24 protein-coding genes and 4 tRNA genes are annotated in these 22721 nt (G+C 70.6%); 20 read left to right on the forward strand and 8 right to left on the reverse strand.

Translation table 11 applies throughout. The features are described from left to right. Positions 1–57: 57 nt before the first annotated feature. From htpX to ACZ37P_RS14570, 6 genes are all read left to right on the forward strand, one after another. Positions 58–915: a zinc metalloprotease HtpX gene (htpX, locus tag ACZ37P_RS14545; RefSeq protein WP_188284004.1), complete on the forward strand. Its 858-nt coding sequence runs from the start codon at positions 58–60 to the stop codon at positions 913–915. Continuing rightward, a complete protein-coding gene (locus ACZ37P_RS14550; RefSeq protein ID WP_391123696.1) occupies positions 912–1304 on the forward strand; it encodes a YccF domain-containing protein in 393 nt (130 codons plus the stop codon). Before htpX ends, ACZ37P_RS14550 begins: the two co-directional genes overlap by 4 nt. A 146-nt stretch (positions 1305–1450) precedes the next feature. After that, positions 1451–2356, forward strand: coding sequence for a MarR family winged helix-turn-helix transcriptional regulator (locus tag ACZ37P_RS14555; protein WP_355340319.1), 906 nt, complete (start codon positions 1451–1453; stop codon positions 2354–2356). A gap of 171 nt (positions 2357–2527) precedes the next feature. Continuing rightward, positions 2528–2983: a peroxiredoxin gene (locus ACZ37P_RS14560; RefSeq protein ID WP_355340316.1), complete on the forward strand. Its 456-nt coding sequence runs from the start codon at positions 2528–2530 to the stop codon at positions 2981–2983. 134 nt (positions 2984–3117) lie between these two features. Next, complete coding sequence (locus ACZ37P_RS14565) at positions 3118–3783, forward strand: hemerythrin domain-containing protein (RefSeq protein ID WP_467346672.1); 666 nt, start codon at positions 3118–3120, stop codon at positions 3781–3783. 170 nt (positions 3784–3953) lie between these two features. Then, complete coding sequence (locus tag ACZ37P_RS14570; RefSeq protein ID WP_391163457.1) at positions 3954–4673, forward strand: hypothetical protein; 720 nt, start codon at positions 3954–3956, stop codon at positions 4671–4673. A gap of 134 nt (positions 4674–4807) precedes the next feature. Here ACZ37P_RS14570 and ACZ37P_RS14575 read toward each other — a convergent pair whose 3' ends face one another. The 4 genes from ACZ37P_RS14575 to ACZ37P_RS14590 form a co-directional block, all read right to left on the reverse strand. Continuing rightward, positions 4808–6289, reverse strand: a complete 1482-nt coding sequence (locus tag ACZ37P_RS14575; RefSeq protein WP_467346674.1) for a WXG100 family type VII secretion target — start codon at positions 6287–6289, stop codon at positions 4808–4810. Positions 6290–6292: 3 nt separating this feature from the next. Further along, positions 6293–7036: a hypothetical protein gene (locus tag ACZ37P_RS14580; RefSeq protein WP_467346676.1), complete on the reverse strand. Its 744-nt coding sequence runs from the start codon at positions 7034–7036 to the stop codon at positions 6293–6295. Further along, positions 7033–7347, reverse strand: coding sequence for a hypothetical protein (locus ACZ37P_RS14585; protein ID WP_355340301.1), 315 nt, complete (start codon positions 7345–7347; stop codon positions 7033–7035). The genes ACZ37P_RS14580 and ACZ37P_RS14585 overlap by 4 nt, the downstream gene beginning before the upstream one ends. A gap of 174 nt (positions 7348–7521) precedes the next feature. Further along, the gene (locus ACZ37P_RS14590; protein ID WP_188284013.1) at positions 7522–8010 is read right to left on the reverse strand and encodes a YajQ family cyclic di-GMP-binding protein; all 489 of its coding nucleotides are present in this window, start codon (positions 8008–8010) and stop codon (positions 7522–7524) included. Between the two features lie 248 nt (positions 8011–8258). Here ACZ37P_RS14590 and ACZ37P_RS14595 point away from each other — a divergent pair. Next, positions 8259–8340: transfer RNA gene (locus ACZ37P_RS14595), tRNA-Tyr, on the forward strand. Positions 8341–8420: 80 nt separating this feature from the next. Here the strand turns inward: ACZ37P_RS14595 and ACZ37P_RS14600 are convergent. Further along, complete coding sequence (locus ACZ37P_RS14600; RefSeq protein ID WP_402711208.1) at positions 8421–9080, reverse strand: NAD(P)H-binding protein; 660 nt, start codon at positions 9078–9080, stop codon at positions 8421–8423. Between the two features lie 10 nt (positions 9081–9090). Continuing rightward, complete coding sequence (locus ACZ37P_RS14605; protein ID WP_355340286.1) at positions 9091–10368, reverse strand: amidohydrolase family protein; 1278 nt, start codon at positions 10366–10368, stop codon at positions 9091–9093. 576 nt (positions 10369–10944) lie between these two features. On the opposite strand from ACZ37P_RS14605, the gene ACZ37P_RS14610 reads away from it, so the two are divergent. From ACZ37P_RS14610 to ACZ37P_RS14645, 8 genes are all read left to right on the forward strand, one after another. Then, positions 10945–11017 (forward strand) — tRNA-Thr (locus ACZ37P_RS14610). Between the two features lie 45 nt (positions 11018–11062). Continuing rightward, a tRNA-Met gene (locus tag ACZ37P_RS14615) sits at positions 11063–11135 on the forward strand. An 86-nt stretch (positions 11136–11221) separates the two neighbouring features. Beyond that, positions 11222–11386 (forward strand): 50S ribosomal protein L33, encoded by a 165-nt coding sequence (gene rpmG, locus ACZ37P_RS14620; protein WP_004571794.1) that lies wholly within the window; start codon positions 11222–11224, stop codon positions 11384–11386. 201 nt (positions 11387–11587) lie between these two features. Beyond that, entirely contained in the window at positions 11588–12100 is a 513-nt protein-coding gene (locus tag ACZ37P_RS14625) for an FAS1-like dehydratase domain-containing protein (protein WP_467346679.1), read from the forward strand. Beyond that, complete coding sequence (locus tag ACZ37P_RS14630; RefSeq protein WP_355340280.1) at positions 12097–12525, forward strand: MaoC family dehydratase; 429 nt, start codon at positions 12097–12099, stop codon at positions 12523–12525. Before ACZ37P_RS14625 ends, ACZ37P_RS14630 begins: the two co-directional genes overlap by 4 nt. A gap of 110 nt (positions 12526–12635) precedes the next feature. After that, positions 12636–13193: a TetR/AcrR family transcriptional regulator gene (locus ACZ37P_RS14635; RefSeq protein WP_355340277.1), complete on the forward strand. Its 558-nt coding sequence runs from the start codon at positions 12636–12638 to the stop codon at positions 13191–13193. A gap of 117 nt (positions 13194–13310) precedes the next feature. After that, positions 13311–14756 (forward strand): MFS transporter, encoded by a 1446-nt coding sequence (locus ACZ37P_RS14640; RefSeq protein WP_355340274.1) that lies wholly within the window; start codon positions 13311–13313, stop codon positions 14754–14756. Between the two features lie 1033 nt (positions 14757–15789). Then, a complete protein-coding gene (locus tag ACZ37P_RS14645) occupies positions 15790–16845 on the forward strand; it encodes a UDP-N-acetylmuramate dehydrogenase (protein WP_467346847.1) in 1056 nt (351 codons plus the stop codon). Here ACZ37P_RS14645 and ACZ37P_RS14650 read toward each other — a convergent pair. Both ACZ37P_RS14650 and ACZ37P_RS14655 read right to left on the reverse strand, forming a co-directional pair. After that, on the reverse strand, positions 16835–17953 hold the full coding sequence (locus tag ACZ37P_RS14650) for an adenosine deaminase (RefSeq protein WP_467346681.1): 1119 nt from the start codon (positions 17951–17953) through the stop codon (positions 16835–16837). The two genes, ACZ37P_RS14645 and ACZ37P_RS14650, sit on opposite strands and share 11 nt — an antisense overlap. Before the next feature lie 100 nt (positions 17954–18053). Continuing rightward, positions 18054–19292, reverse strand: a complete 1239-nt coding sequence (locus ACZ37P_RS14655) for a pyridoxal phosphate-dependent aminotransferase (protein ID WP_355340268.1) — start codon at positions 19290–19292, stop codon at positions 18054–18056. A gap of 355 nt (positions 19293–19647) precedes the next feature. Here ACZ37P_RS14655 and ACZ37P_RS14660 point away from each other — a divergent pair. From ACZ37P_RS14660 to rplA, 5 genes are all read left to right on the forward strand, one after another. Continuing rightward, positions 19648–19720: transfer RNA gene (locus ACZ37P_RS14660), tRNA-Trp, on the forward strand. A 106-nt stretch (positions 19721–19826) separates the two neighbouring features. Beyond that, entirely contained in the window at positions 19827–20105 is a 279-nt protein-coding gene (gene secE, locus ACZ37P_RS14665) for a preprotein translocase subunit SecE (protein ID WP_355340710.1), read from the forward strand. Between the two features lie 74 nt (positions 20106–20179). After that, a complete protein-coding gene (nusG, locus tag ACZ37P_RS14670) occupies positions 20180–21088 on the forward strand; it encodes a transcription termination/antitermination protein NusG (protein WP_467346682.1) in 909 nt (302 codons plus the stop codon). Positions 21089–21248: 160 nt separating this feature from the next. Then, positions 21249–21683: a 50S ribosomal protein L11 gene (gene rplK / locus ACZ37P_RS14675; RefSeq protein WP_355340262.1), complete on the forward strand. Its 435-nt coding sequence runs from the start codon at positions 21249–21251 to the stop codon at positions 21681–21683. Between the two features lie 101 nt (positions 21684–21784). Continuing rightward, on the forward strand, positions 21785–22510 hold the full coding sequence (gene rplA / locus ACZ37P_RS14680) for a 50S ribosomal protein L1 (protein WP_355340259.1): 726 nt from the start codon (positions 21785–21787) through the stop codon (positions 22508–22510). Positions 22511–22721: the final 211 nt, after the last annotated feature.

Genomic DNA, 22721 nt, shown 5'->3' on the forward strand with positions numbered 1-22721 from the left:
CAGGAGGTTCTCCTAGGGGGAGAGGTTCCCCCCGACGCACACTTTGGAGGGCGCACCGTGCACCGCCGGCACAACGGGCTGAAGACCGCCGTACTCCTCGGCGGTCTGTCGGCCCTCATCCTGGTCATCGGCAGCTTCTTCGGCCGGACCGGACTCATCGTGGCCCTGGTCATCGCGGTGGGGACGAACGCGTACGCGTACTGGAACAGCGACAAGCTGGCTCTACGCGCGATGCGCGCCCGCCCCGTCAGCGAATTCGAGGCGCCCGAGCTGTACCGGATCGTGCGCGAGCTCTCGACCACCGCCCGCGAGCCCATGCCCCGGCTGTACATCTCGCCCACCGAGGCGCCGAACGCCTTCGCGACCGGCCGCAATCCGCGCAACGCGGCGGTCTGCTGCACCCAGGGCATCCTGGCCATCCTCGACGAGCGCGAGCTGCGCGGCGTCCTCGGCCACGAGCTGAGCCACGTCTACAACCGCGACATCCTCATCTCCTCGATCGCGGGCGCGCTCGCCTCCGTGGTGATGTTCCTGGTCAACTTCGCGTGGCTGATCCCGATCGGCCGCTCCGACGACGACGAGGGCCCCGGCATCCTCGGCATGCTGCTGCTGATGATCCTCGGCCCGCTGGCCGCCTCGGTCATCCAGTTGGCCGTCTCCCGCTCGCGGGAGTACGAGGCCGACGCCTCGGGCGCGCGCCTGACCGGCGACCCGCTGGCCCTGGCCTCCGCGCTGCGCAAGCTCGAAACGGGCACACAGCAGCGGCCCCTCGCGCCCGAACCGCGCCTGGAGACCGCCAGCCATATGATGATCGCCAGTCCATTCCGCGCGGGCGACGTCTCCAAGCTCTTCTCGACCCATCCCCCGATGGCAGAACGCATCTCCCGCCTCGAAGACATGGCAGGCCACCGGTGAAGACCATCCTGAACGTCATCTGGCTCATCCTCTGCGGTGTGTGGATGTTCCTCGGCTACGTCCTGGCAGGGGCACTCCTCTGCGTCACGATCATCGGCATCCCGTTCGGCATCGCCGCCTTCCGCATCGGCATCTACGCGCTCTGGCCGTTCGGCTACACCGCGGTCGAGCGCCGGGACGCGGGCACGGGCTCCTTCGTCGGCAATGTGCTGTGGGTGATCCTCGCGGGCTGGTGGCTGGCCCTCGGCCACATCGTCACCGGCGTGCTGCTCTGCGTCACGATCATCGGCATCCCGTTCGGCATCGCCAACTTCAAGCTGATCCCGCTGTCGCTCATGCCCCTGGGCAAGGAGATCGTGCCGACCGACCGGCCGTTCGCCTCGCGCTGAGCGCCTTCCGGCCGTCCGCCGCGCCGAGCGCCTTCGGGCCGCCCCTCGGGCCGAGTGCCTTCGGGCCGAGCGCCTTCCGGCCGTCCGCCGTACCTGACGGCCGGTCAGGAGGTCGTCCCTGCTACCCTCACCTGCGGAGGTGCCGGGTGGACGACTACGCGCTCAGTGTCGAGACGGCGGACGCCGAACTGCCGCCCGCCCTCGCCGTCTACGCGGCGCATCTTCTGCGCCGCGCACACATCCGCGCCAACCGGGTCGCCGATCACCTCGCCCCGGAGTTCGGCGTCGCGGCGGGCCAAGGCGCCTCAGGCGCGCGCGACTTCCAGATACTCGACGCGCTCGACGCCCCCGTCACGTACTCCCAGCAGGATCTCGGCGAGCGGCTCGGCATCAACCGCACCACCATGGTCAAGCTGATCGACCGGCTGGAGCAGGCGGGCCAGGTCACCCGCGCCCGCAACCCCGGCGACCGCCGCTCGTACGTCCTCGCCCTCACCGACGACGGCCGCAGCGCCGTCAAGGCCATGGAACCCGCGATGGCCGCGGGCGACGACCACCTCACCGCGGCCCTGACCGCCGCGGAACGCGTCCGCCTCGACGCGCTGCTGAGCACCCTGCTGGCCCGTACCCCGCCCGAGCGCGGTGTACGGCGTACGAGCCCGCTGATCGCCCAGGCCCACCATTTCGTACGGCGCCGGATCGAGGACGCGCTGACCGACGTCGGCCTCCAGGCGCGGCATTTCGGCGCGCTCACCGTCCTGGCCGACGAGGCGAGTTCGCAGCAGCGGCTCGCCCGGCGGCTCGGCATCAGCGAGCAGGCGATCCTCCAGATCGTCGACGACCTGGAGAGCGCGGGCCGGGTGGTGCGCGAGCGCGACCCGCGCGACCGGCGGCGGTACGCGCTGCGGCTGACCGACGCGGGGCGCGACGCGCTGGCCACCGCCCGGCGGGCCGTCGAGGCCGCCGAGACCGACATGGGCACGAGGCTCGGCACCGACGGCCGGGCGGAGTTGAAGGCGCTGCTCACGAAGATGCTGCGCGCGGACGTCTGACCACCGGCTGTCGCGCGCGGGGCGCCCGTACCGTTTCCGTCCCCGACGCCCCTCGCGGACCGTGTCCCCCGACCCGCATACCCGACCCGCATACCCGACCCGCATACCCGGTCCGCATCCCCGACCGCATTCCCGACCGCATTCCCGACCGCATCCCACCGAGGAGACGTCATGGCCATTCTTCACGTCGGCGCCAAGGCACCGGACTTCACCCTTCCCGACCAGACGGGCAAGCCCGTCACGCTCAGCGATGTGCTGGGCGAGAAGGTCGTGGTGCTGTACTTCTACCCGAAGGACAACACCAGCGGCTGCACCACCGAGGCGTGCAGCTTCCGTGACAGCTACGAGAGCTTCACCGACGCGGGCGCCGAGGTGATCGGCGTCAGCTCCGACTCGGTCGAGACGCACGAGAAGTTCGCCGGCCGCCACGAGCTGCCCTTCATCCTGCTCGCCGACACCGACAAGGCCGTGCGCAAGCAGTACGGCGCCACGAGCCTGGGCGTCGTGCCCGGCCGCGTCACCTTCGTCATCGACCGCGAGGGCGTCGTCCGGCACGCGTTCTCCTCGATGATGAACATCGGCGGGCACATCGGGGACGCGCTGAAGGTGGTCAAGGAGCTTCAGTAGCCGCTCGGTTCGGCTCGGAAATGGTTCAACTCCCGGATAGATATGCGGATTGACGATTCGGCAGGCTGACTATAGCCTCGGTGTGGCGATTCCTCCTGATCCACTGGTTCACCTAGTTCCAGGGAGACACGTTGATGACCACTCCGCACCAGCCGGGCGAGACCGTCGATCTGACGATGATGTACGCCTTTCACGACGGACTGCGGCGCGACGTGGCGATCATCGCCAAGTCCGCCGCCGTCACGGGCGACGACCCGTCCCGGCTCACCGCCACTCACTTCGGGTGGGATCTGTTCAAGCGATTCCTGACCATCCATCACACGGCCGAGGACGACGTCCTGTGGCCGAAGCTGCGCGGTCAGTTCGCCGACCGCCCCGACGACCTCGAACTCCTTGAGGCGATGGAGGCGGAACACGACCGGATCGACCCGCTGATCGCCGCGATCGACGCGGCGCTCGCCGACGAACAGGGCGGCCACACCGCCCTCGGCGACGCCGCCGACGCCTTCGCCACCGAACTGAACGCCCACCTCAGCCACGAGGAGAGCGACGCGCTGCCGCTCATCGAGCGCGAACTGTCCCCGGCCGACTGGGCCTTGTTCGCCGACAGCCAGCGCAATCAGATCGGCCTCGGCCTCGCGCCGCGCTACATCCCGTGGCTGCTCGACGGCGCCACCCCCGAGTGCGTCGCCGAAGTCCTGGCGATCTTCCCCCCGCCGCTGGCCGCCCAGTACCGCACGGCCTGGAAGCAGCAGTACGCCGAACTCAACCCGTGGGCGGCCGATTACGGCAAGCCGTGACGTACCGCGCCGTCGGTTCAGCCCCTCGGCCCGGCCCGTCGCTTGAGTCCCTCGGTTCAGCCCGCGGTTCAGCCCGCGCTTGAGCCCGCGCCGCCGGAGACCCGCACTGCTAGGGTCGAACGCCGACGGCCGGACCCGATGGCCGCACCCACACCCGAGGGGGAATTCCCGTGCCTGCTGGGGCCTACGAGGGTGCGCCGCGCGACGGCGTGACGTACGAGGGCGTGACGCACGACGGGGTGACGTACGAGGGCGCGGTCGCGGAACCGGCGACGCGCGAGTGGTGCGCGCGGTCCCGCGGGCGGCTGCGGGCGCTGCTGATCGTCAGCGCCGCGGGCATCCCCGGCTGGGCCCTGGTCTTCGCCTTCCTCGACGTCTTCCTCGACATCGACGTCACCTGGCTCGCGTACGTCCTCATGACGGCCTCGATGCTCGGCCTCGGCTGGTGGGCCCTGATACAGCCGCGCTACAAGCGGTACTGGCGGGTCCTTCAGGTCTACCCCTGGCAGCGCCTGGACGGCGTCGCCCAAGTGGCCGATAACGGCGTGCCGTTCTTCCGGCTGCCCGTGCCCGACAACCCGGACAAGGACGTGAGCATCCGGGTCCGCTTCCCCGACGTCCGCCGCTGGCGGCGGGTGCTCGGCGAGAACGCCAAGCGCGAGGTCTGGTTCGCGGGCGACCCCAGGATCGGGGGAGTGCTCGCGCTGCCGGGGCCGCGCGGGGTGAGCCTGGTCAGGCAGGGCGGGGCCGCCGGAGCCGCCGAGCGGACCGATGAGGCCCGCGGCGGCGGCCCGGCGATCCGGGACATCGGCGATGAGGCGCTGCGCCGGGCGCGGGCCGCCGGTTTCGGCGACCCGCGGTACGACGTGGCCGTACGGCGCGGCTCGTAGCGGTCGCGGGCCTGGTCTGTCCGGCCTCTGGTCTGTCCGGCTCCGGGTCTGTCCGGCCTCTGGTCTGTCCGGCCCCCGGTCTGTCCGGCTCCTGGCGGTGAACCGGACCCGGCCCGCTCGGGTGAACGTCCCGCTCAGTGCCGGCCGGTGCGGTAGCCGCCGCCCGAGTTGCCGAAGCCGGTGAGCGTGCCGAAGCCGATGTTCTCGATGGTGAAGTCCTTGCCGAAGACCGTGCTCTTGACGGTCTCCTTCGTCACCGACGTCACCAGCCCCTTCGTGGCGCCGATGAGCGTCTTTCCGCGCTGCGTCAGGCCGTTCATGTCCATCGACAGGTGGCCCAGCGCCCGGCGTTCGGCGCCCGACATCGCGGAGATCGGGCCGCTGTAGTAGAGCCGGGGGATCTTGGCGAAGCCCTTGTCGACCAGCGGGGAGAGCCCGGCGCCGATGGTGTTGCCCGCGACGTTGGCCAGGAAGTTCTTCTTGACGTTCGTCCAGCCGCCGTTCATGGCGTCCTTGAGGGTGTCCTTGCCCAGGCCCTTGGCGAAGCCGAAGGCGACCTTGCGGAATCCGCTGAGGTCTTCCCCGTACTTCCACACCTTGATGACGTTCTGGTACTTCCGTTCGGCCTGGAGGATCTTCACCGCCCACTTCAGCTTGCCGATCTCACCCGCCTTGACCAGCATGCTGACCTTGCCCATCACCGGGATGCAGTCCAGCGCGGCGAACAGCAGATCGCCCCAACCCGCCTTGCCCTGAATGAATTTCACCAAGGTGTCGGCGAAGACCAGCAAGGCCGCGGCCAGCACGATCCAGGCCAGCGGGCCGCCGATGAACAGCAGCAGGATGCCGCCGATGGCGACGATTACCTTGAGGATCGGGAGGATGACGCTCCACGCCTTGACCAGGAAGTCCCCGAGCTTCTGGTACCACTTCTTGTTGTGGATGCCGACGTCGGAGGCGTGGTCGAGGTCCTTCTTGAGGACGTCCACCGCCGTGCCGTGGTTGGTCCCGGCGTCCTGCGCCTTCTTGCGCAGCTCGGCCAACTGCTGCTGAATCCCGGAGACCTGGCCCGCGACCTGGTCCTTGTGGGCGTCGGCCTGCTGGGCGTTGCGGACCGCCTGACGGACCTTGTCCGGGTCGGGCGGCGGTACGTTCCCGCCGGCGCTTCCGGCTGACCCCTTGGAGCCGTCGAGCTTCGCCTTGGCCTCGCCCGCCGTGGTCGCGTCGACCTGCGCGCGGGCCAACTCGGTCTGCTTCGCGGCCAGATCGTTGCGCAGCAGGCGCGCCTGGGACAACGCGCCGTCAGCGGTGGACTGTTCGGTCTCCACCGAGTCGGCGAAGGTCACCAGGGCGTCGCCGGCCGCGCCGTAGGAGTCGTGGAGCTTGCCCAACTGCCCGGGCAGCTTGCCTATTTGACCGCGGAACGCCTCGGCGGCCTTGCCGTTCCACTCGGCGAGCGCCTGGTCCTTGGCCGCGCTGCTGAGCAGCGAGTGCACGGTCGCCACGTCCTCGGCGAAGGTCTGGAAGCGCCTGCCCTCGGCCCTGATCTCGTAGACGTCACCGGGAGTCGGGTCGCTGTCGAGGTCGAGATTGTGCCAGTCGGTGGGTCGGGTCACGGCTCAGCTCACCCTCTCGGCGGACCCGGCGGAGGGGTCGTCGTCGGCGTACACGAAGCGGAAGGTCTCGGTGATGCCGTCGAACAGCTCCAGCATCGGCTCGGCGAGGGCGAGTTGGGAGGTCGCCCCGCTGATCACCGCGACCCGAGGGTCGCCGCCGGGGAACGGTACGAAGGTCTGCATCAGCACCATCCGGACCGTACGGTCGTCGTCCGGCAGCTCGATGTCGTCGATCCCCTCGCTGCGCGCGGCGGAACCCGCGTCCGGCAGCTCCACCAGCTTGATCCGGCGCCACGGGTCGGTCGGCCTGCGGCCCGCGGCGACCGGCTTGAGCGCCGCCACCAGCGCCGCCAGATTGCCGCCCGCCCCACCGGCCCCACCGGCCCCGCCTGCCCCGCCGCCGGGCCGCTCGCCGTCCGCCGTGCCGTCCGCCCGGTCGTCGGCTTCCAGGACCGCGATCGTGACGCTCGCCGTCAGCGGTGCCTCGTCGCTCAGGTCGGCCAGGGCGCCGAAGTACAGCACCCCGGTCTGCCACGCCTCGTCGGCCGTACGGGTCAGCGTGCGGATGAGCGCCGTCCTGGAGTCGGCCAACTCCGGCCGTTCCCGCACCCGTTCGCGGACGACCTCACGTATCGACGCGTCGCGCGTGGCCGGATGGATGTCGAACTCGTACCAGGAGCTGGGCACCAGGATGTTCACCCCGCGCACCGGCGACGTGCCGGAGGGGGCGGAAGAGGACACGGTCACGGCTGACCGCCGCCCTCGTGCTTGGCCAGCGCGTCCTTCAGCTCCTGGTCGGTCTTGGTGAGCTCGTCCACGACGGCCTGCGCCATCTTCGCGACGCTCTCCAGGCCGCTGTCGATCTCCTTACGGCCGTCCTTCCAGCCGTGCATGAAACCGTCGAGCGCGTCATGCGCCCTGGACGAGCCCAACTCCCCGTTGCCGAGAGCGCGATCGACCTGCCCGGTGTCGTCCATCCGCGTCTTGACCGATCTCAGCCCCGTCGCCAGGTCGCTGAGCCCGATCAGACTTATCGTCAGATCTCCTTTGGCGGACATGCCTGGTACTTCCCCGTTCCCCGTTGCCTGTCTTGGCCAGGCAGCCTATCGCCGGGGGCGCGGGCGCCACAGGGATTCGGCGGCCACGGGGATGGGGGCGGCCACGGGGATGCGGCGTCCGCAGGGGAACCGGCGGGAGGGCCGCGACGCGGGCCGCGGCCTCCCGGCGTGGAATCAGCGGTAGTTGACGAACTGGAGGGCGAAGTCGAGGTCCTTGCCCTTGAGCAGGGCCTGGACGGACTGGAGGTCGTCGCGGCTCTTGGAGCTGACGCGCAGCTCCTCGCCCTGGACCTGGGCCTTGACGCCCTTGGGACCCTCGTCCCTGATGATCTTCGCGACCTTCTTGGCGTTCTCCTGGGAGATGCCTTCCTCGATCGAGGCGAAGATCTTGTACTCCTTGCCGGAGAGCTGCGGCTCGCCCGCGTCCAGCGCCTTCAGCGAGATTCCCCGCTTGACCAGCTTGGTCTCGAAGACGTCCAGGATCGCCTTCACGCGCTCCTCGGAGTTCGCCTCCATCAGGATCTTCTCGCCCGACCAGGCGATCGAGGCCCCGACGTTCTTGAAGTCGTACCGCTGCGAGATCTCCTTGGCGGCCTGGTTGAGGGCGTTGTCGACCTCCTGCCGCTCGACCTTCGAGACGATGTCGAAACTGGAGTCGGCCATCTTCAGTGGGCTCCTTGGGTATCGCTTGTCTGTCTTCCATCACATCCGCGGCCCGATCCCCGGACCACCATCCCCAAAGACTAGGGCCTGTCGTGTGGATCTCCGCGGGGAAGGAGCGGTGTCCGGTGCGTGCGGACACAAGGGGGAGGCGGTGATCAATCCGGTGGCGAACCACCCCTCCGGATCGGGTATCGTTTACGTCGTCGCCACGGCACCCCGCACCCAGCGGATCCGCGGCTTCATCCCATGGCGGTATGCCCGAGTGGCCAATGGGAACGGACTGTAAATCCGTCGGCTCTGCCTACCGTGGTTCGAATCCACGTGCCGCCACATCATGAGAACGGCCCCCCGGCCTGCTGAAGAGCAGGGCGGGGGGCCGTTTTGGTGTGTGTGCGGGGGAGGGGGAGGGGTTAGGGGAGGGCGGCGGTGCGGAGGGCTTCGGGGATGGTGTCGGTGCCGGAGACGAGTTCGAGGGTGAGGCCGGCGGTCGAGGGGGTCAGCAGGAGGCCGGCCAGGACGGCGGCGACGTCGTCGCGGGGGATGGAGCCGCGGCCGGTGGAGGGGGCGAGACGGACGCGGCCGGTGCCCGGGTCGTTGGTCAGGGCGCCGGGGCGCACGATCGTCCAGTCCAGGTCCGTACGCGCGCGGATGTCGTCGTCGGCCGCGCCCTTGGCGCGCAGGTACTCGGTGAAGACGGGGTCGTCCCCGCTCGCCCGGGCGTCGGCGCCCATCGAGGAGACCACCAGATAGCGCCGTACGCCCGCCTGTTCGGCCGCGTCGGCGAAGAGCACGGCCGCCGCGTGGTCGACGGTGTGCTTGCGGGCGGCCCCGCTGCCCGCACCCGCGCCCGCCGCGAAGACGGCCGCCTCGGCGCCCTCCAGGACGGCGGCCACCTCCGCGACCGTCGCCGATTCGAGGTCCAGGACGACCGGCTCGGCGCCCGCCGCCCGCAAGTCGTCGGCCTGGGCCGGGTTACGGATCAGCCCGACCACACTGTCACCGCGCTCGGCGAGCAACCGCTCAAGCCGCAACGCGATCTGTCCATGTCCACCAGCGATCACCATGCGCATGGACGTGACGCTACGCCTCGCGGTGCGACTGACGCGGGAGGTCGAGCGCGGCCTCGCTCGCCGAGTCGCAGTATTCGCGCACCGCGCTCGTCCGCGAGACCACCCGGCCCCGGTGGATGACGATCCGGCTGTACGCCAGGGAGAGCACCGCCTCGACACCCTCCCCGCGCACCGCCAGCAGCTCGGCCGGGAAACCGGCCTCGACCCGTACCTCCGGCAGCCCGAGCACGGCCCGCGCCCGGCCGCTGACCGCCGCGTACGCCTGCGCCGCGCCGCACTCGCCGTAGGAGGCGAGCAGGAAGGCGGCCTCCAGCGGATCGCCGCGGCCGACCGGATTGGCCAGGTCGCCCAGCGCCCCGCTGCCCGCCGTGACCCGGACGCCCGCCGCGCGCAGTCGGCGGACCGGGGTGTGCGGACCGCCGCCGCGGCGTACGGAGTCCAGCGCGCCGCAGCCGCCCTGGGGGAGCGCGGTGACCGAGATCCCGGCGGCGGCCAGCCGCTGCGCGGCGGAGTCGATCGCCTCGGGCGGCAGCGCGCCGAGACCGTGGCACGGACCGAGGGTGACGCCCGGCCGCAGACCGCCCGCCATCGCGGCGAGCCGGGCCAGCCGGGCCGGGTCGTCGGCGGCGGTGTGCAGGTCGACCGGGAGCCCGAACTCGGCGGCGAGCGAGAAGACGGCCTCGGCGTACCCGCTCGGGTCCGGGTCCAGATCGGGGCAGCCGCCGACCACCGCGGCGCCCATCTTCAGCGCGTCGCGCAGCATCGCGAGCCCGTCCGCGCCCGCCGCGCCGGTCAGCAGCCGCGGCACGGCGACGGTGTGCAGGTCGACGAGCCCGCGCAGCGCCCGCCGCGCCTGGAGCACGGCTTCGAGCGCCTGCAACCCCTGGACGTCGCCGATCCGCACATGGCTGCGCAAAGCGGTGGCGCCGTGGCCGAGTTGGAGCAGCGCGGCCTCGGTGGCGCGCCGCTGCACATCGGCGGGGTCGTCGGACGGCGGCCCCGCGGCGCCCGCGGTCAGCGCCAGGTCGAGGTGGGCGTGCGGCTCGGCGGGTGCGGGCAGCAGCAGATATCCGCGCAGGTCGATACGGGTGCCGTCGGCCGGACGGCGCGACCCGTCGGCGGTACGGCCCGCGGCGGGCGCGAGGCTGCCGGCGGTGCCCACGGCCTCGATCCGGGGGCCGCTGAGCCGTACGTCCACGGTCCGGCCGTCGGTCAGCCGGGCGCCGCACAGCAGCAGGGTGGCGGTTTCTGCGGCGGTGCGGGCACTGTCGCGAGGGCTGTCGGTCATCGCGCTCCTCCGGTGCGTGCAGGGCGGGCGGCGGGAGGCAAGATCACGCAAAGCCGAGCTTAGGGGTCAGCACGGCACACACCTGACAGGAGGGCATTAGTCGTACCGGTGGGGGTCGTGAGACGGGGCACACGGTACGGCCGGCGCCGCGCGGGGGAGCGGACGCGCTCGCGTTCCGGTGCGCCCGGAACTCGTACGCGCCGGCGCGCGATTCGCGGGAGCGGGCGGACGCGGTGCCGCGCGGAGAGTGAGCGCGGGTACGGCTCCTGGCAGGCGCGGCCCGGGCGGTCGCGGCGGCGCGGGCGGTCGCGGCGGCGCGGGCGGACCCTCGTGGCGGCGGTGCGAACAGGCCCTCCTGTCCGGCGGTCGCGGCGGCGCGAACAGGCCCTCCTGTCCGGCGGTCGCGGCGGTGCGAACAGGCCCTCGTACGGGGCCCGTCGGCCGCCCGGCGCGCGGCGGCCGGGAGGTGATCACGTCCTGATCAGGGGGTGGGCGTGACGCCCCGCGACGCCCGATGTGCCCTGCCCGATACGGATTTCACGTATCGCGGCGGACCGTGTAATGTCTTCCTCGCTCGCCCCAATAGCTCAGTCGGTAGAGCGTCTCCATGGTAAGGAGAAGGTCTACGGTTCGATTCCGTATTGGGGCTCAGATGGATCGGTTCCCCGCCGCCAGGCGGGGACCAGTTCGTCAAAGCGGCGTAGCTCAGTCGGTAGAGCAAGCGGCTCATAATCGCTGTGTCACCGGTTCAAGTCCGGTCGCCGCTACTCACCGTAGCCGATTGTGGGATCGGTCCCTCAGTCGGCTACTATTCTCATGTTCAAATCACCCCCGTTCGTCAAGGAGCACTCACGTGGCCGCCACAGACGTCCGCCCGAAGATCACGCTGGCCTGCGTGGAGTGCAAGGAGCGGAACTACATCACCAAGAAGAACCGGCGCAACGACCCGGACCGTCTTGAGATGAAGAAGCACTGCCCGCGTTGCAACGCGCACACCGCGCACCGCGAAACGCGCTGACTCCAGGCCGTAGCAGTACCGCGAGGCCGTCCCCGTCACCGGGGGCGGCCTCGACGTATTGCCCGGTGGGAGCCGTACGGATCAGCTGAACCGTTACGCCACCGCTAGCGACCCCCCGCGCCCGTACGACTTCCGTACGTATGTCGTACGCTGCCCCCGATCCCGCCCGCTTCCCGCCCGCTTCCCGCACCGGAGGTGCCGATGGCTCTGGACCAGTCCTTCGTGGGGCGGAGCTATCCGCCCACCGCCGCCTATGAGGTGGGCCGGGAGAAGATCCGCGAATTCGCCGAGGCGGTCGGGGACACGAACCCGGCGTATATGGACGCGGACGCGGCCAAGGCGCTCGGGCACCGCGATGTGATCGCCCCGCCGACCTTCGCCTTCTCGATCACCTTCAAGGCCGCCGGCCAGGTCGTCCAGGACCCGGAGCTGGGCCTCGACTACAGCCGGGTCGTGCACGGCGACCAGAAGTTCGCGTACACGCGCCCGGTCATGGCCGGTGACCGGCTCTCGGTCACCTCCACCATCGAGGCGATCAAGTCCCTGGCGGGCAACGACATCATCGACATCCGCGGCGAGGTCCACGACGAGACCGGCGAGCACGTGGTGACCGCCTGGACGAAGCTGGTCGCCCGCGCGGCGGAGGACGACCCGCGCAGCGGCAGCGGGAACGGCTCGGGGAACGCTTCGGCGAACGCGGAGGGCGCGGCATGACGGCGACGATCGGTTACGCGGACGTCGAGGTCGGCACCGAACTGCCCGCGCGGACCTTCCCTGTGAGCCGCGCCACGCTCGTGCAGTACGCGGGCGCATCCGGCGACTTCAACCCGATCCACTGGAACGAGAAGTTCGCCCGCGAGGTCGGCCTGCCCGACGTCATCGCGCACGGCATGTTCACCATGGCCTCGGCGATCCGGGTCGTCACGGACTGGGCCGGCGACCCGGGGGCGGTCGTCGAGTACGGCGTACGGTTCACCAAGCCCGTCGTCGTGCCGAACGACGAGCAGGGCGCGCTCATCGAGGTGACCGCGAAGGTCGCCGCCAAACTGGACGACCAGCGGGTGCGGGTCGACCTCACCGCGACGTCCGCGGGCCAGAAGGTGCTGGGCATGTCCCGCGCCGTGGTCCGGCTCGCCTGAGACGTAGAAGCGCAGGTAAGGGGTGCCCATCCAGGTGGGTGCCCCTTACGTTTGCCCGTGTCTCCTGTATCGCGGTTGACAGGTTAGTTATGGACCACTAACTTACTCATATGGTCAGGATGAGCGCAGAGGAGAGGCGCGAGAGCGTCATCCGCGCGGCGATGAGCGAATTCGCCCGCGGCGGCTACAACGGCACGTCCACCGAGACGATCGCCCGCCGGGTGGGCGTCTCGCAGCCGTATCTCTTCCGCCTCTTCCCGAACAAGGAGGCCATGTTCCTGGCGGCGGCCACCTACTGCCTGGAATCGACGCGCCAGGTCTTCGCCGATGTGGCCGAGGACGAGACGGACCACGAGGGCAAGCTCAAGGCGATGGGGAACGCGTATCAGACGCTGATCTCCGACGACCCCGAGCGGCTGCTGATGCAGATGCAGATGTATGTCGCGGTCGCCGCCGCCGAGGCGTCCGGGGACCACGAATTCGGCCGTTCCATCCGTGAGGGGTGGGAGGCGCTGTGGGAGACCCTGCATCTGGAGCTGGGCGCGGACGTCGAGCAGACCACGCAGTTCCTCGCCTACGGAATGTTGATCAACACCCTGGTGTCGCTGGGCTTCCCGGCCGACCACCGCATCTGGGAAGGGCTGTACGAGACGGCCCGTCCCGAGTGAGGCGCCGCGCCTTTCGGGGCGCGGAGGCATCGGTTTTTTCTGTCCGCTGAAGTTAGTCATCCATAACTAACCACGACGGCTCGAAGTCGTCGCAGTACGCACTCCACAGGGGGAGTCATGACCCAGCAAGCAGCAGAAGGCCGTAGGCCAGGCACCGCCGCCTGGGCTCTGATCATCACCAGCGTCGCCGGATTCATGGCGGCCCTCGACAATCTCGTGGTCACCACCGCGCTGCCGTCCATCCGCAAGGACCTCGGCGGGGCGCTGTCCGACCTCGAATGGACGGTCAACGCCTACACGCTCACCTTCGCCGTCCTGCTGATGTTCGGCGCGGCGCTGGGCGACCGCTTCGGCCGCCGCAAGCTCTTCCTCACCGGCCTCACGATCTTCACCGGCGCGTCCGCCGCGGCGGCCCTCGCGCCCACCATCTCCATGCTCATCGCCTTCCGCGCGCTCCAGGGCGTCGGCGCCGCGATCATGATGCCGCTCACGCTGACGCTGCTCACCGCGGCGGTGCCTGCCGAGCGGCGAGGCGCCGCGTTCGGGATCTGGGGCGCCGTCAACGGCCTCGCGGTCGCCAGCGGGCCGCTCATCGGCGGCAGCCTGACCGAACACATCTCCTGGCAGTGGATCTTCTGGCTGAACGTTCCGCTCGGCATCGCCCTCATCCCGCTGGCCCGGCTGCGCCTCAACGAGTCCACCGCGCCCGGCGCCCGGCTCGACCCGCGCGGCACCGCGCTCATCAGCCTCGGGCTGTTCGGCGTCGTCTACGCGCTGGTCAACGCCACGACCAAGGGGTGGACCAGCGGGCCGGTGCTCGGCGGGCTCATCGGCGGCGCGGCGCTCGTCGCGGCCTTCATCCGGCACGGGGCGACCTCGCCGAACGCCATGCTGCCGATGCGGCTGTTCCGCAGCCGCGGGTTCTCGGCCATCAACGCGGCCAGCATGCTGATGTTCACCGGGATGTTCGGGTCGATCTTCCTGCTCAGCCAGTTCCTGCAGAACGTCGTCGGCTACTCGCCGACCGAGGCCGGGCTGCGCATGCTGCCGTGGACCGGTATGCCGATGATCGTCGCGCCGATCGCCGGGATTGTCTCCGACCGGATCGGGGGGCGGCCGGTGGTCGCGGCCGGGCTCGCCCTTCAGGCGATCGGGCTCGGGTGGTTCGCGACGATCATCTCGCCGGACGTCTCCTATCTGGCGCAGCTTCCCGCGCTGATCATCAGCGGGGCCGGGATGGCGCTGTTCGTGGCGCCGGCCACGGCGTTGGTGATGGGGAGTGTGCGGGGGGCGGAGCAGGGGATCGCGTCGGGGGCCAACAACGCGCTGCGTGAGGTGGGGGGAGCGCTGGGGATCGCGGTGCTGGGCTCGATCTTTTCCGCGCAGGGCGGGTACGGGTCGGCTGACGCCTTTGTCGACGGGTTGACGCCTGCGCTGTGGGTTGGTGCCGCCGTGCTCGGTGTCGCCACGGTCGCGGCCCTCCTCCTTCCCCGCCGTCCCTCTCCCACCTCCCTCGACTCCACCCCGTCCTCCTCCCCCCGCGACCTCCAGCCCACCGCCTAGCCCTTTCCTGGCCGCCATAGCTGTTCCTGGCCCTCTTGACCCCCGTGCCCGGCTTTTGGGTGCGGGGGTCAGCCCTTTCTTCCACCGCCCTGTCCTTGGTGTCGGTCCCGGGCCGGGGCACCTCCTCGAGCTGCGTGCTGCCTGCTCCTTTCCCATTCGTCCACGCCCTGTCGGCACGCAAATCTGCGGGGGCACCCCGCCCCGTCCCCTCCGGCCCGTCGCCGCCTGACGGTCCCCCGTGGGTGGGGGGCTAGCGGGGCGGTCCGCCGTGGGGTGGGCGGAGGGGGGTGGGTGGGTTCCGGGCCCTCCGGTACGGCTGCGAGTGACGGTCGGCCGTGGGTGGGGGGCTAGCGGGGCGGTCCGCCGTCGGGTGGGCGGAGGGGGGTGGGTGGGTTCCCGCTCTTCCGGTACGGCTGCGGGTGACGGTTCGTGGTGGGTGGGGGCTGGGAGGGGGGGCGGTTCGCCGTGGGGTGGGCGTCGGGGGCGGTGGCACAGGCTCGTTCGGTACGGGTGCGGGTGGCGGTTCGTGGTGGGTGGGAGGGGGCGGCCTCTTTGCTACAGGTACGGGTGGTGTTCGTGGTGGGTGGGGGGGCGGCCCTTTTGGTACGGGTGCGGGTGGCGGGGCGTGGGGAGTGGGGGGCCTTTGGTTGGTTGGCGGGGGGCTCGGGGCCTTCACTTCTGGGGGGGGCGGTCTTTTCGGATTGGCCGGGGGGGGAGTTGCGCGGGGCGGTACGCCGCGAAGGCTCCCTCCCTCCTCAGCTACAGCGGACAGGCGGGCGCCGACGGACCGGAGGGGTCGGTGCGGGGTGCCCCCGCAGGGGGACGAACGGGCAAGGGCAGAAGCAGGCGCAGGTGGCCGCAGGTTCGTCGCCCGAGGAGGTGCCCCGGGCCGGGACCGACCAGGCACAAGCGGCACCCGCAGACGAAGAAAGCACCCGCACGGGTGGGCGGGCGGGCAAAGACGCCCCCCCACGCAAGCGGGCCGGGAAAAGAAGGGAGGGGGCGGGCCCCCTAGGGTGAGGGGGTGGACGTAATGGAGAAGGCACCGCTGGCCCCGTTGACAACCTTCCGCGTAGGCGGCCCCGCGCACCGCCTGATCACGGCGGCCTCGGACGCCGACGTCATCGCCGCCGTCGCCGCGGCGGACACCACCGGCACCCCCCTGCTGATCGTCGGCGGCGGCAGCAACCTCGTCGTCGGCGACCGCGGCTTCGAGGGAACGGCGCTACGGATCGCCACCCGCGGCGTGACCCTCGACGGCACCTCGCTTGAGGTCGCCGCGGGCGAGACCTGGAGCGACGTCGTGGCGCGGACCGTCGCCGCCGGCCTGGCCGGAATCGAGTGCCTGGCGGGCATCCCCGGCTCGGCGGGGGCGACGCCGATCCAGAACGTCGGCGCCTACGGCCAAGAGGTGTCGACGACGATCACCGAGGTCGTCGCGTACGACCGCCGGACCCGCGAGACGGTGACGCTGGCGAACGACGCGTGCGCCTTCTCGTACCGCCACAGCCGCTTCAAGGCGGAGCCGCACCGCTACGTCGTGCTGCGCGTCCGCTTCGGACTGGAGGACGCGGGCGGGCTCTCCGCCCCGGTGAAGTACGCGGAGACCGCCCGCGCCCTGGGCGTGGAACCCGGCGACCGGGTGCCCCTGGAGAAGGCGCGGGAGACGGTGCTGGCGCTGCGCGCGGGCAAGGGCATGGTGCTGGACGAGGCCGACCACGACACCTGGTCTGCGGGCTCCTTCTTCACCAACCCGATCCTGACCGCCCCGGAGCACGCCGCGTTCCTCGAGCGGGCGAAGGAGCGGCTCGGCCAGGACACGGCGCCGCCGTCGTACCCGGCAGGTGAGGCCGGTCAGGGCCTCACCAAGCTCTCGGCGGCCTGGCTGATCGACAAGGCGGGGTTCACCAAGGGGTACGGCAGCGGCCCGGCGCGGATCTCCACCAAGCACACGCTGGCGCTGACCAACCGCGGCGGCGCGACCGCCGAGGATCTGCTGGCGCTGGCCCGCGAGGTACGCGACGGCGTCCACACGGCGTTCGGCGTGACGCTGGTCAACGAGCCGGTCCTGGTGGGCGTCAGCCTGTAGACCCGACGGCCCTCTCGGCAGAGCCCACCGCACCCTCGGGAGAGCCCGCCCCCTCGGGAGAGCCCACCCCCTCACGAGAGCCCTCGGCCCCCTCCGGTGTCGCCTCCCACTCGGCGATCCCCGCCAGCAGCCGCCGGCGTACGTCCTCCGGCGCGCGGGAGCCCCGTACGGACTGCCGGGCCAGCTCGGCCAGTTCGGCGTCGGTGAAGTCGTGCGAGGCGCGGGCGATCTCGTACTGGGCGGCGAGCCGGGAGCCGAAGAGCAGCGGGTCGTCGGCGCCGAGCGCCATCGGCACGCCCGCCTCGTACAGGGTGCGCAGCGGTACGTCCTCGGCCTTCTCGTACACGCCGAGCGCGACGTTGGAGGCCGGGCAGACCTCGCAGGTGATGCCCTTCTCGGCGAGGCGGCGCAGCAGCCGCGGGTCCTCGGCGGCGCGGACCCCGTGCCCGATACGGCCCGCGTACAGGTCGTCGACGCAGTCGCGGACGCTGGAGGGCCCCGCCAGCTCCCCGCCGTGCGGGGCCGCGAGCAGGCCGCCGTCGCGGGCGATGGCGAAGGCGCGGTCGAAGTCCCGTGCCAGACCGCGCCGTTCGTCGTTGGAGAGCCCGAAGCCGACCACGCCGCGGTCGGCGTACCGGACGGCGAGCCGGGCCAGCGTACGGGCGTCCAGCGGGTGCTTCATGCGGTTGGCGGCGACGACCACGGCCATGCCGACCCCGGTGTCCCGCGATGCGGTGTGCACGGCGTCCAGCACGATCTCCATCGTGGGGATCAGCCCGCCGAGCCGCGGCGCGTACGAGGTCGGGTCGACCTGGATCTCCAGCCAGCCGGAGCCGTCCGCCGCGTCCTCCTCGGCGGCCTCGCGGACCAGCCGCTGGATGTCCTCCGGGGTGCGCAGGCAGGAGCGGGCGATGTCGTACAGCCGCTGGAAGCGGAACCAGCCGCGCTCGTCGGTGGCCCGGAGTTTGGGGGGTTCGCCCGAGGTCAGCGCCTCGGGGAGGTGCACGCCGTGCCGGTCGGCCAGTTCCAGGAGCGTGCCGGGGCGCATGGAGCCGGTGAAGTGCAGATGCAGATGTGCCTTGGGGAGCTGACGGACCTCGCGTGCCATTCCAAGATCCTGCTATACGACAGCCCCCGTCCGGTACCACTTTCTCCGAACGGGGGCTTGCCCGAATGCAAAAACGGATCGCCGCAGCGTCCGAAGGGGCTCAGTCCTTCGCCTCGCCCAGCAGCTTCTGGAGCCGCGAGACGCCCTCTTCCAGGTCCTCGTCGCCGAGCGCGTACGAAAGCCGCAGGTAGCCGGGGGTGCCGAAGGCCTCACCAGGCACGACCGCGACCTCGGCCTCGTCCAGGATCAGCGCGGCCAGCTCGACGGAGTCGGCCGGGCGCTTGCCGCGGATCTCCTTGCCGAGCAGCGCCTTCACCGACGGGTAGACGTAGAACGCGCCCTCGGGCGTCGGGCAGACGACGCCGTCGATCTCGTTGAGCATCCGCACGATGGTGCGGCGGCGGCGGTCGAAGGCGGTCCGCATCTCGGCGACCGCGTCCAGGTTCCCCGAGACGGCGGCCAGCGCGGCGACCTGCGCGACGTTGGAGACGTTCGAGGTGGCGTGCGACTGGAGGTTCGTCGCGGCCTTGACCACGTCCTTCGGGCCGATGATCCACCCGACCCGCCAGCCGGTCATGGCGTACGTCTTCGCCACGCCGTTGACCACGATGCACTTGTCGCGCAGCTCGGGCACGGCCGTCGGCAGCGAGGTGAACGTCGCGTCGCCGTACACCAGGTGCTCGTAGATCTCGTCGGTCAGCACCCACAGGCCGTGCTCGACGGCCCAGCGGCCGATCGCCTCGGTGTCGGCGGCGCTGTACACGGCGCCGGTGGGGTTGGACGGCGAGACGAACAGCACGACCTTGGTGCGCTCGGTGCGGGCCGCTTCGAGTTGCTCGACCGAGACCCGGTAACCGGTGGTCTCGTCCGCGACGACCTCGACCGGCACGCCGCCCGCGAGCCGGATCGACTCGGGGTAGGTGGTCCAGTACGGGGCGGGCACGATGACCTCGTCACCCGGGTCGAGGATCGCGGCGAACGCCTCGTAGATGGCCTGCTTGCCGCCGTTGGTGACCAGCACCTGCGACGGCTCGACCTCGTAGCCGGAGTCGCGGAGCGTCTTGGCGGCGATGGCCGTCTTCAGCTCGGGCAGACCGCCGGCCGGGGTGTAGCGGTGGTACTTCGGGTTGCGGCACGCCTCCACCGCGGCTTCGACGATGTAGCCGGGCGTCGGGAAATCGGGCTCTCCCGCGCCGAATCCGATGACCGGGCGCCCGGCGGCCTTGAGGGCCTTGGCCTTGGCGTCGACGGCCAGCGTCGCGGACTCGGAGATCGACCCGACGCGGGCCGACACCCGACGGTCGGTGGGAGACTGTACGGGGGGAGTAGCTGCGCTCATGACTGCATGGTCCCAGACGCGGGGGAGGCCCGGCACCCAGGTTTGCGGACCTGTCCGGACTGTGAACACACCCGGTGCGCGCCGGGGGTCCGCGGCCCCGTCGGCACCCGACCGGCACCCGACCGGCACCTGACCAGCGCCTCGCCGGAACCTCGCCGGCACCCCACCGGCACCTCCTCGGCACCCCACCGGCACCCCGTCGACACCGCGTCAAAACGTCAACGGAACGCGGCCGGAACCTGATCGGACGCAAGGCGTTCGACGGAGGGCCGCGAAACACGTACACTCATCCGTCGATGGCCTTCCCACCGGCACCGCGGTTCCGCAATGCTGCGGTACGTTGGGGGAGTCGCAAAGGGTCGTAGCTCAATTGGTAGAGCACTGGTCTCCAAAACCAGCGGTTGTGGGTTCGAGTCCCTCCGACCCTGCTCCACACGTCACCCGACGGACGTGGGCAGGTAAAGCACTCGCCGTACCGCGCGACGGGCGCGACACGGCCACGACCCGGAGTCAGGTGAGGACGTAGTGACTGAGATCACGGACTCCATCGAGGCCCCTGAGCCTGACACGTCCGAGGACGACGAGACTCGGAAGCCCCGCCGCGGCGGCAAGCGCGGCAAGAAGGGCCCCCTCGGTCGGCTGGCGCTCTTCTACCGCCAGATCGTCGCGGAACTCCGCAAGGTCGTCTGGCCGAGCCGCAACGACCTGATCACCTACACCACAGTGGTGATTGTCTTCGTTGTCGTCGTCATCGGTCTCGTCAGCGTGGTTGACTGGGGATTCTCGAAGCTCGTCTCGTACGTCTTCGGCTGATCCCGCGGTGGGCGCCGGTCCACGGGCGCCTGTCCGCATGTTCCACCCCTTGAAGTCAGGAAGAAGCAGTCACCGTGTCTGACCCGAACGTGTACGACGCCGACGAATCCGTTGAGGGCGACGACACCGCGCTCGACATCGTCGAGGCCGCCGACGGCGAGATCGACCAGGCCGAGGCTGCCGACCTGAACGCCGGCGAAGCCGCCGAGCAGGCCGCCGTCCACGAGGACGAGGACGAGGAAGCCGCCGAGGCCGCCACGGACGAGGCGGACGACGAGTCCGACGAGGACGTGGCGGTCGCCGCTGAGGACGAAGCGGCTGAGGACGAAGCGGACGAGGACGACGGCGAGGCCGCCGTGTCCGAGCCGGTCGTGGACGCGGTCGCCGCCTTCCGCGAGGAGCTTCGCACCCTGCCCGGCGAGTGGTACGTGATCCACACCTACGCCGGTTACGAGAACCGCGTGAAGTCCAACCTGGAGCAGCGCGCCGTCTCGCTCAACGTCGAGGACTACATCTACCAGGCCGAAGTGCCCCAGGAAGAAGTCGTCCAGATCAAGAACGGCGACCGCAAGACCATTCGGCAGAACAAGCTCCCCGGCTACGTGCTGGTGCGCATGGACCTGACGAACGAGTCGTGGGGCGTCGTCCGCAACACCCCCGGTGTCACCGGCTTCGTCGGCAACGCGTACGACCCGTACCCGCTGACCCTCGACGAGATCGTGAAGATGCTCGCCCCCGAGGTGGAGGCCGCGGCCGAGGCCGCCGCCATCGCCGAGGGCACCGCCCAGCCGCGCAAGGTCGAGGTCCAGGTGCTGGACTTCGAGGTCGGCGACTCGGTCACCGTCACCGACGGCCCCTTCGCGACGCTCCAGGCGACGATCAACGAGATCAACGCCGACTCGAAGAAGGTCAAGGGCCTGGTCGAGATCTTCGGCCGCGAGACCCCGGTCGAGCTGAGCTTCGACCAGATCCAGAAGAACTGAGACTTTTCCAGCGGCCCCCGTTCGACGGATTTCCGTCGGCCGGGGGCCGCTGTGTCCCCCGGCCACCGGCCGGTTTCAGGATGCGGGCCAATACCCGCTAAAGTGGTGCGGTATGCCTGTACGCAGGCACGAACACTCTCAACAGGACCCGGAGAGAGCAATGCCTCCCAAGAAGAAGAAGATCACGGGGCTGATCAAGCTCCAGATCAACGCCGGCGCGGCCAACCCGGCGCCGCCGGTCGGCCCCGCGCTGGGCCAGCACGGCGTGAACATCATGGAGTTCTGCAAGGCCTACAACGCGGCGACCGAGTCGCAGCGCGGCATGGTGATCCCGGTGGAGATCACGGTCTACGACGACCGTTCCTTCACCTTCATCACCAAGACGCCGCCGGCGGCCAAGCTGATCCTCAAGGCCGCGGGTGTCGAGAAGGGCTCCGGCGAGCCGCACGTCAAGAAGGTCGCCAAGCTCACCCGCGACCAGGTTCGGGACATCGCCACGACGAAGCTCCCCGACCTGAACGCGAACGACCTGGACGCCGCCGAGAAGATCATCGCCGGCACCGCCCGCTCCATGGGCATCACGGTCGAGGGCTGACGCCCGAGCGACAGAGGCGAGGGCTGACGCCCCGCCGGTTCATCTGTGGCAGGGCCTGCTCGGCCCGTACCACGACTCCCCTTCACCAACAGGAGCAGTAAGTGAGCAAGCGCAGCAAGTCCCTTCGCGCTGCCGACGGCAAGATCGACGCGGAGCGCCTGTACGCCCCGCTCGAGGCCGTCCGGATCGCCAAGGACACCGCGACCACCAAGTTCGACTCGACCGTCGAGGTCGCCTTCCGCCTGGGTGTCGACCCGCGCAAGGCCGACCAGATGGTCCGTGGCACCGTGAACCTTCCGCACGGCACCGGCAAGACCGCCCGGGTCCTGGTCTTCGCGACCGGTGACCGTGCTGCGGCCGCGGAAGCCGCGGGAGCCGACATCGTCGGCTCCGACGAACTGATCGACGAGGTGTCGAAGGGCCGTCTGGACTTCGACGCCGTCGTCGCCACCCCGGACCTCATGGGCAAGGTCGGCCGTCTGGGCCGCGTGCTCGGTCCCCGTGGCCTGATGCCGAACCCGAAGACCGGTACGGTCACCCCGGACGTGGCGAAGGCTGTCACGGACATCAAGGGCGGCAAGATCGAGTTCCGCGTCGACAAGCACTCGAACCTGCACTTCATCATCGGCAAGGTCTCCTTCGACGAGACCAAGCTGGTGGAGAACTACGCGGCGGCCCTGGACGAGATCCTGCGTCTCAAGCCGTCCGCCGCCAAGGGTCGTTACATCAAGAAGGCCGCCGTGAGCACCACCATGGGCCCCGGCATCCAGGTCGACCCCAACCGCACCCGCAACCTCCTCGTCGAGGAGGACCCGGCGTCCGTCTGATGACGACGCGGGGCCACGCGTAAGGCGTGCGGCACCATCCGAAGTCCGGCCTCCGTGCACACCGCACGGGGGCCGGATTTGGTGTTGTCAGGACCCGTCCCGTACGCTTCCCGAGAAGCCAAAGACCGCTGGTCGTTGCCGTGCCCCGAAAAGGGCGTGGCGGCCGAAGGATCCGCTAGCTGCGGATGGCCCGCGCAGGTGATCGTGGATG

The sequence above is a fragment of the Streptomyces sp. NPDC024632 genome (assembly GCF_055559175.1).

Coding starts and splice junctions, on each gene's coding strand:
- ACZ37P_RS14560 (WP_355340316.1), top strand. CDS start 2,528: ATGGCCATTCTTCACGTCGGCGCCAAGGCACCGGACTTCACCCTTCCC.
- ACZ37P_RS14565 (WP_467346672.1), top strand. CDS start 3,118: ATGACCACTCCGCACCAGCCGGGCGAGACCGTCGATCTGACGATGATG.
- ACZ37P_RS14585 (WP_355340301.1), bottom strand. CDS start 7,347: ATGTCCGCCAAAGGAGATCTGACGATAAGTCTGATCGGGCTCAGCGAC.
- ACZ37P_RS14590 (WP_188284013.1), bottom strand. CDS start 8,010: ATGGCCGACTCCAGTTTCGACATCGTCTCGAAGGTCGAGCGGCAGGAG.
- ACZ37P_RS14600 (WP_402711208.1), bottom strand. CDS start 9,080: ATGCGCATGGTGATCGCTGGTGGACATGGACAGATCGCGTTGCGGCTT.
- ACZ37P_RS14605 (WP_355340286.1), bottom strand. CDS start 10,368: ATGACCGACAGCCCTCGCGACAGTGCCCGCACCGCCGCAGAAACCGCC.
- ACZ37P_RS14625 (WP_467346679.1), top strand. CDS start 11,588: ATGGCTCTGGACCAGTCCTTCGTGGGGCGGAGCTATCCGCCCACCGCC.
- ACZ37P_RS14630 (WP_355340280.1), top strand. CDS start 12,097: ATGACGGCGACGATCGGTTACGCGGACGTCGAGGTCGGCACCGAACTG.
- ACZ37P_RS14635 (WP_355340277.1), top strand. CDS start 12,636: ATGGTCAGGATGAGCGCAGAGGAGAGGCGCGAGAGCGTCATCCGCGCG.
- ACZ37P_RS14640 (WP_355340274.1), top strand. CDS start 13,311: ATGACCCAGCAAGCAGCAGAAGGCCGTAGGCCAGGCACCGCCGCCTGG.
- ACZ37P_RS14645 (WP_467346847.1), top strand. CDS start 15,790: ATGGAGAAGGCACCGCTGGCCCCGTTGACAACCTTCCGCGTAGGCGGC.
- ACZ37P_RS14650 (WP_467346681.1), bottom strand. CDS start 17,953: ATGGCACGCGAGGTCCGTCAGCTCCCCAAGGCACATCTGCATCTGCAC.
- ACZ37P_RS14655 (WP_355340268.1), bottom strand. CDS start 19,292: ATGAGCGCAGCTACTCCCCCCGTACAGTCTCCCACCGACCGTCGGGTG.
- rplK (WP_355340262.1), top strand. CDS start 21,249: ATGCCTCCCAAGAAGAAGAAGATCACGGGGCTGATCAAGCTCCAGATC.